Source organism: Sphingomonas bacterium, from assembly GCF_903644135.1.
Classification (GTDB): Bacteria; Pseudomonadota; Alphaproteobacteria; order Sphingomonadales; family Sphingomonadaceae; genus Sphingomonas.
This window is the reverse complement of the sequence record NZ_CAHJXA010000084.1, coordinates 1-9,385: the sequence shown is the minus strand read 5'-3', so window position 1 is coordinate 9,385 and position 9,385 is coordinate 1. Positions and strand designations below refer to the sequence as shown.

Sequence of the window (9,385 nt, the reverse complement as noted above, 5' to 3'; positions counted from 1 at the left end):
CGCCCAACAAGCGCAGCAAGGCGACGCCGGTCGTCGCACCGCCGCCGATCGTGCCGCCGATCCAGCCGGCCCCGGTCATCGCGGCGATCAAGCCGGCGATCGGCGTCAACGCCACATCGGGCGCGGCCCCGGTTGCCGGGCCGGGCACGGGGGCCGGCGGGCAGGGTAACGGGACTGGCAGCGGCCGGGGCGGCAACGGCGATGGCGACGGCGGCACGCCTCTGCGCCGGATTGGCGGAGAGTTGCGCGCGCGCGACATCCCGCAGCCAATCGTCCGCCAGCTGCTCGCGACGGGCGTGAACCATTATGTCGTGTCGCTGCGCTTCACGGTCGGCATCGCAGGGCGGGTCACCGATTGCACCGTCAGCCGGACGAGCGGCAGCACCGCGCTTGATGGCGAGACCTGCCGCCTGATCATCGACAAGCTACGTTACCGACCCGAGCTGGACGGTGCGGGGCGGCCGATCCCCGTCGTCGTCGTGGGCACGCAGGAATGGACGATCGGCGGTACGCCGCCATCAGGGCGCGAGGTCGACGACGACGAGTAAGCTTGCCCGTCAGACTAGGTCGGCGGCGACCGGATTCAGCGGCCCCGGTCGCGCGCCGACCCATTCGCGCCACAACAAGGTCAGCGCCGCCATGATCGCCGGCCCCATGAACAGGCCGACCAGCCCCCAGGTCTCAACCCCGCCCAGCACACCCAGCAGCACCCATACGAACGGCAGCCGCGTCGCTCCGCCGATGATCGCCGGGCGGACGACATGGTCGGCGACGAAGATCACCCCCAATCCCCAGGCGACCAGCGCGATGGCGGCGACGATGTGCCCCCCCGCCAGCAGCACTGCGCCGGCCAGGTAGACGCACAACGGCGCGCCGAACGGGATCATCGCCAGCAACGCCGTGACCAGGCCGAACAGTACCGGCTGCGGCACGCCAGCCGCCCAATAGCCGATGCCGATCAGGACGCCCATGCCCAGCCCGACCAGCACCAGCCCGTCGACGGTGCCGTGGACCGACAGGATCATCTGCCGCCCGACATTCTCGCCCGCCGGGCCGAAGGCGCGGGTCGCGCCGATACGGGCCTGCGCCGCGACGCTCTCCCCGTCGCGCAGGAGGAAGAACAGCGAGATCAGCATGAAGCCGAGCAGCATCGAGCGGTGGATCGCCTGCCCGCCGATCGCGCGCGCGATCCCCAGTACGCTGCCTTGGGTGGTGCGCCCGGCGATCCGCGACAGCTGTCCGGGCTGGCCAAGCTGTTGTTCCCACAACGGCACCAGCCGGTCGCTGAACGGGAAATGGTACAGCCAGGTCGGTGTGCCGACGCCGGTGCGCTGCAGGACCGCGAGCCCGTCGACTGCCGCGTGCGCGTCGCGGATCAGCGGGATGGCGATCAGCACCAGCGGAATGACGAAGCCGAGCAGCACCACCACGACCGCCGCAGCGGGCAGCAGCACGCGGCGATGCCGCGGCCAACGCCGAACGACGCGGCCATAGGTGGGCCAGATCGCCACGGCGAAGATCAGCGCCCAGATCAGCGCCGGCAGGAAGTCGCGCAGGGTCAGCACGCCGCCGACCAGCAGCAGCAATGCCGCCGCCAGGCTGGTCCGCTTTTGCGCGGCGGAGATCGGCTCGCGCGCGGTGCGGGTGAAGGTGCCGGGCGCGGCGTCGTCGGCTGCGTCGTCGAAGACCGATGGACGTTTCATGGTACCATCCTAGGCTCCGCTGGCGGCGTTCGATAGCCTCCGCGTTCGATGGCCGGTGGCGGAGAGGGTGGGATTCGAACCCACGGTGGGCGTGAACCCACGGCGGTTTTCAAGACCGCTGCCTTAAACCACTCGGCCACCTCTCCGCGCGGCACCGAGCGATAGCGCGAGCGGCGGTGCGTGCAAGCGCTGCGACGACATGGGTTCCGATCCCGCCGCCATTGTGGCAGCGTCGCCGCATGGCACCGGGGGCAATCAGGCGGCGGGCAGCCGGCGCGGTGACGATGGTGGCGGCGGCGCTGGGCCTCGCTTTCGGCCTCGCGCCCGCCTGTGCGCAGGACGACGGCTTCCAAATCTATCTGCTGACGTTGCGCCAGCAGGCGATCGCGGCCGGTGTCCGGCCTGCCACCGCCGACGCAGGCATCGCCGGGTTGACGCTCAACCAGCGCGTCGTCGATCTCGACCGCGCCCAGCCCGGCAGCGATGTCGCCGGGCCGGTGTCGATGTTCGCCCCTTACCGCATCGCCCATATCGACGCGGTGCGGATCGAGCGGGGGCGGTCGGTCTACGTCGCCCAACGCGCGCGCTTTGCCGCCATCGAGGTGCAGAGCGGCGTACCGGAAGCCATCACCGTCGCGATCTGGGGCAACGAGACCAACTATGGCAGCTATACCGGCAATTTCGATCTGCTCCGCTCGCTCGCCAGCCTTGCCTATGACGGCCGCCGCCGCGCCTTGTTCGCAGGCGAGTTCGTCGACGCGCTGAAGATGCTCGACCGCGGCGTGCCGCGCGAGCGGCTGAAGGGCAGCTGGGCGGGGGCGACCGGCAATCCGCAATTCCTGCCCTCCGCCTATCTGCGCCTGGCACGCGATGCCGACGGCGACGGTCGCGCCGACATCTGGACCAGCGCACCCGATACGCTGGCGTCGATCGGCTATTACTTCACCCAGGCCGGCTGGCGGCGGGGCGAGCCTTGGGGACTTGCCGTCGCCGTGCCGCCCTCGCTCGATCGCGGCCAGCTGCGCAGCCGCCTGCTCTCGCCGCGTTGCCCGCGGGTGTTCGCACGGCACAGCGCCTGGCGCAGCATGGCGGAGTGGCGCGCCTTGGGCGTGGTGCCGGTCGATCGGCCCTGGCCCGGTGGAAACGTCCAGGCGACCTTGCTCGAGCCCGACGGCGAGGGCCGGACCGCCTATCTGCTGACCGGCAATTACCGGGTGATCCTCGATTATAATTGCTCCAACTTCTACGCGCTCTCGGTCGGCCTGCTGGCCGACGCGGTCGAGCGTCAGGGCCAGTGACGCGGGTGTCGTGCGCGGTTATGGCGAATCTCACGACACCGACCTAGCCACGGACCCGACACCATGCCCAGACTGATCGCCCCGACCCTCGCCTTGATCGCGCTCGCGACGCCGGCGATCGCGGAGGCTCCGCCGTTCGAGACGGTCGCGCCAATCGCCTATCTCGAAGACATGTCGTCGGGAGCGGTGTTGTATCAGCGCGACGCCGATCGCCGGATGCCGCCCGCCTCCATGGCGAAGATGATGACGGTCTATGTCGCGTTCGACATGATCCGGCACGGTGAGTTGAAGCTCGACCAGATGATGACCGTTCGGCCGGAAACCTGGAAGAAGTGGCACGGAGCCCAGGCCGGCTCGACGATGTTCCTGTCGACCGGGGAAAGCGTCAGCGTCGCCAACCTGCTCTATGGTATCGTCACCCTGTCGGGCAACGATGCCTGTGTGGTGCTGGCGGAGGGGATCGCTGGTTCCGAAGAGGCGTTTGTCGCGCGGATGAACCAGAAGGCGCAGGAGATCGGCCTCAAGAACAGCCATTTCGGCACGTCCAACGGCTGGCCCGACAATGGCGTCACCTATGTCACCGCGCGCGACCTGGCGCATCTGGCCGAGGCGACGATCGGCACCTTCCCGCAATTCTACAAGCAGTTCTACTCACGGCGCGATTTCACCTGGGGCAAGACGATGGGCGGCAATGCTCCCATCACCCAGGCCAATCGCGACCCGCTGCTTGGCCATGTCACCGGGGCCGACGGACTGAAGACGGGACATACCGACGAGGCGGGCTATGGCTTTACCGGCTCGGCCGAGCAGAACGGTCGCCGGCTGGTGATGGTGATGGCGGGGATGCCGACCTATGGCGCGCGGGCCGAGGAGTCGATCAAGTTCATGGATTGGGGCTTCCGCGCCTGGCAGGCCAAGCCGCTGGTCGCGCAAGGCCGCCAGGTCGCGACGGCCGAGGTGCAGATGGGCCGTTCGTCGAGCATCGGGCTGGTCGCGGGCAAGCCGCTGACGGTGACCTTGCCCGGCGGCCTGTCGCCGGCGCTCGCCGCCAAGGTCGTCTATGACGGCCCGATCAAGGCCCCGATCAAGGCCGGTGATCATCTCGCCGACCTGGTGGTGACCTCACCCGGTCTGCCCGACCAGCACCTGCCGCTGGTCGCGGCAAACGACGTCGCCGCAGCCGGCTTCTTCGGCCGCGCCTGGGCGGGGCTGACATCGCTGTTCGGCTGAGCCGGCTGGCGGCATGACGCCGATCGTTGGCCACGAACCCGCGGCGGCGGCGCTGCTAGGCGCGGCGGCGTCTGGCTCGCTGCATCACGCCTGGCTGCTCGCCGGCGCGGAAGGCATCGGCAAGGCGAGCTTCGCCGGCGCGGTGGCGCTGCGGCTGCTGGCGGAGGCGGCCTCACCCGACGGTTTGCCGCCGGGGCTGGGGGTCGCGCACGATCACCCTGCGCGCGCGCTGATGCTGGCCGGGTCGCATCCCGACTTCCGCCTGCTCCGCCGCCTGCCCAAGGATACCGACAAGCCCGACGAAGACCTCGCCCGGTCGATCACCATCGCCCAGGTGCGCAGCCTGGGGGCGATGTTCGCGACCGCGCCGGCGCTTGGGTCTCGCCGAGTGGTGGTCGTGGATGCGATCGACGACCTTGAACGCGGCGGGGCCAATGCGCTGCTCAAGAACTTGGAGGAGCCGCCCGCCGGCACCGTCTTCCTGCTGGTAAGTCATGCGCCGGGCCGCCTGCTGCCCACCATCCGCTCGCGCTGCCGCTTGTTGCGGTTCGAGCCGCTGGCGGCCGACGAGGTCGCGCAGGTGATCCGTCGCGCGCAGCCCGACCTGCACGACGACGAGGTGACGACGCTGTCAACGGCGAGCGGCGGCTCGCCGGGTAGGGGGCTGCGCTATGCCGGCCTCGATGTTGCGGCGCTGGATGCGGCGCTGGCGGCGATCGCGCAGGATGGCGATCCGGGCAACGCCCGTCGCTCGCAACTCGCGCGGACGCTGGGAGCCAAGGCGGCGCATCCTCGCTACGAACTGTTCCTGGAACGGACGACCGGCTTCCTGGCCGCCGAGGCGCGGCGGCGATCGGGGGCGGCCTTGGCGGTGGCACTCGACGCCCATGCCGCAGCGCGCGACCTGGCCGGGGCGGCGCTGGGGCTGTCGCTCGATGCCGCGGCGACGGTGTTCGAGATGGCGGGGATCGTCGCCGGTCTGCACACTGGCCTTCACCGGGACCAGCCTTCACCTGCCCGTCGCTAGCGGCTACGAGCGCGGGCATGGGCGAACCCTTCTACATCACCACCGCGATCAGCTACCCGAACGGCCGCCCGCACATCGGCCACGCCTATGAGGCGATCGTCGCCGACGCGATCGCCCGCTTCCAGCGCCAGGCCGGGCGCGACGTGCGCTTCCAGACCGGCACCGACGAGCATGGCCTCAAGATGGTCCAGGCCGCACGTGATCAGGACATGCCGGTGCGCGAGCTGGCCGATGCCATGTCCGGCCAATTCAAGGCGATGGCGGACGCTCTTGGCATCTCGTACGACCGATTCATTCGCACCACCGATGCCGACCACATCGCCGCTAGCCAGGCGATCTGGCAGCGCATGGCCGATGCCGGCGACCTGTACCTCAGCCGCTACGAGGGCTGGTACTCGGTGCGCGACGAGGCGTTCTATGACGAGAAGGAGCTGACCGGCGAGGGCGACGAGCGCCGATCGCCGCAGGGTACGCCGGTCGAGTGGACCGCCGAGGAGAGCTGGTTCTTCCGCCTGTCCAGGTACCAGCAGCCGCTGCTCGATCTCTACGCCGCCAATCCCGACTTCATCCGTCCCGACAGCCGCCGCAACGAGGTGCTGCGCTTTGTCGAGGGTGGCTTGTCGGACCTGTCGGTGTCGCGCACCAGCTTCGATTGGGGCGTGCCGGTGCCGGGCAGCCCCGGCCACGTCATGTACGTCTGGGTGGACGCCCTGACCAACTACCTGACCGGGGCTGGCTTCCCAGGCGAGGGAGGGGACTGGCGCTACTGGCCGGCCGACCTGCACCTGATCGGCAAGGACATCGTCCGCTTCCATGCGGTCTATTGGCCGGCGTTCCTGATGTCGGCCGGCCTGGCGCTGCCCGGGACGGTGTTCGGCCACGGCTTCCTGCTCCACCGCGGCGAGAAGATGTCCAAGTCGCTCGGCAATGTCGTCGACCCACTGGTCCTTGCCGACGCCTTCGGGGTCGATGCGTTGCGCTACTTCCTGTTGCGAGAGGTCAGCTTCGGCCAGGACGGCAGCTATTCGGCGGAGGCGATCGTCACGCGCGTCAATGCCGAGCTGGCTAACAGCTTCGGCAATCTCGCTCAGCGAACGTTATCGTTCATTGCCAAGAACCTGGACGGGGTTCCTCCCGCGGGTGGTGAAGCGCAGGATGCCGATGCAATCCTGATCGAGGAGGTCGTCGTCGCCTGCGCTGCGCTGAAGGCCGCGTTCGGCGACCTGGCGCTGGGGCAGGGCATCGAGGCGTGGCTGCGCGGCGTCGTCGCCTGCAACCAGTATATCGATGCGCAGGCCCCCTGGGCGTTGCGCAAGACCGATCCCGAGCGGATGCACGCGGTGCTGCGCACGTTGCTGCGCGCTATCCGGATGCTGGCGATCGCCATCGTGCCGGTGGTGCCAGGCGCGGCGGGCAAGGTGCTCGACCAGCTGGGCGCGAGCGAGCGCGACCACGCCGCAATCGACGACGATGACTGGTACGAACGCATCGCGACCGATTTCCGCATCGCGCCGCCGACGCCGGTGTTCCCGCGGCTGGAGCTGCCGGTGGAGGAGCCCGCCTGATGCTCGCCGACAGTCATTGCCACCTCAATTACGAGGGGCTGGTCGAGCAGCAGCAGGCGGTACTGGCGCGCGCGCGCGGCCGCGGCGTCACCGCCATGCTCAACATCGCGACGCGCGAGAGCGAATGGGACGCCGTGCTCGCCACCGCCGAGGCCGAGCCGGACGTCTGGGCGAGCGTTGGCATCCACCCGCACGAGGTGGACCGGCACCCGTATGTCGACACCGCCAGGCTGGTCGAACGCACGCAGCACCCGCGCGTCGTCGGCATCGGTGAGAGCGGCCTCGACTACCACTACGACCACAGCGACCGCGAGCGCCAGCAGGCGAGCTTCCGCGCACATATCGCTGCCTGCCGCGAGACGCAGCTGCCGCTGATCGTCCACACCCGCGATGCGGAGGAGGACACGCTGGCGATCCTGGCCGACGAGATGGGGAAGGGTGCCTATCCCGGCGTGATCCATTGCTTCACCGCCAGCGGCGGCTTTGCGGATCGGGCGCTGGCGCTTGGCTTCTACATCTCGATCTCGGGCATCGTGACCTTCAAGAATGCGCGCGACATTCAGGAGACCGCGGTGCGCCTGCCGATCGAGCGGCTGCTGATCGAAACCGATGCACCCTTCCTCGCGCCGGTGCCGCATCGCGGCAGGCCGGGCGAGCCGGGCTTCGTCGCCGACACCTGTCGCTTCCTCGCCGATCTGCGCGGCGAGGCACCGGAGATGCTGGCGGAGCGCACCGCTGCCAACTTCCACACGCTGTTCACGAAGACGCTGGCGTGAAGGTGCGGATCCTTGGCTGCGGCACCTCGTCGGGGGTGCCGCGGATCGGCAACGACTGGGGTGCCTGCGACCCCGCCGAGCCACGCAACCGCCGCAGCCGCGCTTCGATCCTGGTCGAACATGACGGCACGCGCATCCTGGTCGACACCAGCCCCGACATGCGCGAGCAGTTGCTGGCTGCCGACATCGGCTCGGTCGATGCGATCATCTGGACCCACGACCATGCAGACCATTGCCACGGCATTGACGACGTGCGCCAGCTCTACCACGCGACCGGCCGCCCGATCCGCGGCCTGGCGCGACAGGCGACGCTGAGCGCGATCGAGCAGCGCTTTGCCTATGCGTTCAACGGGCGGCAGGGCTATCCATCGACCATTGCCGGCGAATTGCTGCCCGACCGGCTGACGATCGGCGGCGTTACGATCACCATCGTCGATCAGCCGCACGGCCGCATCGTCTCGGCCGGACTGCGGTTCGAGGCAGGCGGCAGGGCGATCGGCTATGCGACGGATTTCCACGATCTGACCCCAGCGATGGCGACGCTCTATGCCGGGCTCGACGTGTGGATCGTCGATGCTTTGCGCTACGCACCGCACCCGACGCATCCTACTGTCGAGCAGGTGCTCGGCTGGGTCGAGGCGTTGCGGCCGGGCCGGTCAGCGCTGGTACATATGGATCACAGCATGGACTATGCGACGCTGCTCGCGGCGTTGCCGACCGATGTCGAGCCGGCCTTTGATGGGATGACACTGTAGCCGTGAACGCAGACATGGGCATCAACGGCCTGTTTTACCTGCTTTTGTTGATCCTGCCGATCGCGGCGTTGCTGAGCCGTCGCGTGCCACTGCTGAGGCTGATCGGGCAGCTGGCGATCTGGGCGGCGATCTTCGGCCTTGGCCTGCTGCTGCTTGGCCAGCGCGAGCGGTTCGACCCCTATCTGCAACGCGCGGCGACGTGGTTGAAGCTCGACGACCAGAGCGTCGTCGGCAAGGAGGTGCGCATCCGCATGGCTGCCGATGGCCATTTCTGGGCGAAGGTGACGATCGGCGGCGTCCAGCGGCGGATGCTGATCGACAGCGGCGCGACCGTCACTGCCGTATCAACCGACACCGCCGCCGATGCCGGGCTGAAGGTCAGCGAGCCGGCATTCCCGATGATGCTCAGGACAGCGAACGGCACGATCAGCGCACAGGTCGCCACCGTCGACGAGCTCGGCCTGGGCGACATCGTCGCGCGCAAGCTGTCGGTGGTGGTGTCGCCGGCGTTCGGCGATACCGACGTGCTCGGCATGAACTTCCTGTCGCGGCTGAAATCCTGGCGGGTGGAAGGTTCGACGCTGATCCTCACCCCGCACCATCCACGTAGTTTTACATAATGTCTATTATCGGTCTTGACGATGTCTGAAGAGGCGGCTCCCGCGCTCCACCGCCTGCTGGCGATCATGGCGCGGTTGCGCGATCCGGTCGTTGGCTGCGAATGGGATCGGGCGCAGAGCTGGTCGACGATCGCGCCGTATACGATCGAGGAAGCTTACGAGGTCGCCGATGCGATCGAGCGCGGCGACCTCGACGACCTGAAGGATGAGTTGGGCGACCTGCTGTTTCAGGTCGTCTTCCACGCCCGCATCGCCGAGGAAGCCGACCGGTTCGACTTCGCCGCGGTGGCGACCGCGATCGCCGACAAGATGGAACGCCGCCACCCGCATATCTTTGGCGAGGCCGAGGCATCGCCCGGCTGGGAAGCGCTGAAGGCGGCCGAGCGGCGGAACGCGGGCGCGCTGGCGGGC

The 9,385-nt window shown here is 68.9% G+C and carries 10 protein-coding genes and 1 tRNA gene; 9 read left to right on the top strand and 2 right to left on the bottom strand.

Annotated features, from left to right (window positions below; translation table 11 throughout):
* A partial coding sequence (locus HUU96_RS06415) for an energy transducer TonB (protein ID WP_174292006.1) occupies nucleotides 1-548 on the top strand: 548 nt, incomplete at its 5' end.
* Nucleotides 549-557: 9 nt separating this feature from the next.
* Here HUU96_RS06415 and HUU96_RS06410 read toward each other — a convergent pair.
* Together HUU96_RS06410 and HUU96_RS06405 are read right to left on the bottom strand one after the other, a co-directional pair.
* The gene (locus HUU96_RS06410) at nucleotides 558-1,703 is read right to left on the bottom strand and encodes an AI-2E family transporter (protein ID WP_174292005.1); all 1,146 of its coding nucleotides are present in this window, start codon (nucleotides 1,701-1,703) and stop codon (nucleotides 558-560) included.
* Between the two features lie 56 nt (nucleotides 1,704-1,759).
* A tRNA-Ser gene (locus tag HUU96_RS06405) sits at nucleotides 1,760-1,849 on the bottom strand.
* Between the two features lie 138 nt (nucleotides 1,850-1,987).
* Between HUU96_RS06405 and HUU96_RS06400 the strand changes: the two genes are divergently transcribed.
* The 8 genes from HUU96_RS06400 to HUU96_RS06365 form a co-directional block, all read left to right on the top strand.
* A complete protein-coding gene (locus HUU96_RS06400; RefSeq protein WP_174292008.1) occupies nucleotides 1,988-3,001 on the top strand; it encodes a lytic murein transglycosylase in 1,014 nt (337 codons plus the stop codon).
* A gap of 63 nt (nucleotides 3,002-3,064) precedes the next feature.
* Entirely contained in the window at nucleotides 3,065-4,231 is a 1,167-nt protein-coding gene (locus HUU96_RS06395; RefSeq protein WP_174292004.1) for a D-alanyl-D-alanine carboxypeptidase family protein, read from the top strand.
* 13 nt (nucleotides 4,232-4,244) lie between these two features.
* Nucleotides 4,245-5,258 (top strand): DNA polymerase III subunit delta', encoded by a 1,014-nt coding sequence (locus HUU96_RS06390; RefSeq protein WP_174292003.1) that lies wholly within the window; start codon nucleotides 4,245-4,247, stop codon nucleotides 5,256-5,258.
* 17 nt (nucleotides 5,259-5,275) lie between these two features.
* A complete protein-coding gene (metG, locus tag HUU96_RS06385) occupies nucleotides 5,276-6,823 on the top strand; it encodes a methionine--tRNA ligase (RefSeq protein ID WP_174292002.1) in 1,548 nt (515 codons plus the stop codon).
* Nucleotides 6,823-7,599, top strand: a complete 777-nt coding sequence (locus HUU96_RS06380) for a TatD family hydrolase (protein ID WP_174292001.1) — start codon at nucleotides 6,823-6,825, stop codon at nucleotides 7,597-7,599. The genes metG and HUU96_RS06380 overlap by 1 nt, the downstream gene beginning before the upstream one ends.
* Nucleotides 7,596-8,354: an MBL fold metallo-hydrolase gene (locus HUU96_RS06375; RefSeq protein ID WP_174292000.1), complete on the top strand. Its 759-nt coding sequence runs from the start codon at nucleotides 7,596-7,598 to the stop codon at nucleotides 8,352-8,354. The genes HUU96_RS06380 and HUU96_RS06375 overlap by 4 nt, the downstream gene beginning before the upstream one ends.
* Nucleotides 8,355-8,356: 2 nt before the next feature.
* Nucleotides 8,357-8,974 (top strand): TIGR02281 family clan AA aspartic protease, encoded by a 618-nt coding sequence (locus tag HUU96_RS06370; RefSeq protein WP_368039742.1) that lies wholly within the window; start codon nucleotides 8,357-8,359, stop codon nucleotides 8,972-8,974.
* 21 nt (nucleotides 8,975-8,995) lie between these two features.
* Nucleotides 8,996-9,385, top strand: a 390-nt coding sequence (locus HUU96_RS06365; RefSeq protein ID WP_302480220.1) for a MazG nucleotide pyrophosphohydrolase domain-containing protein, incomplete at its 3' end; no start/stop codon positions are given.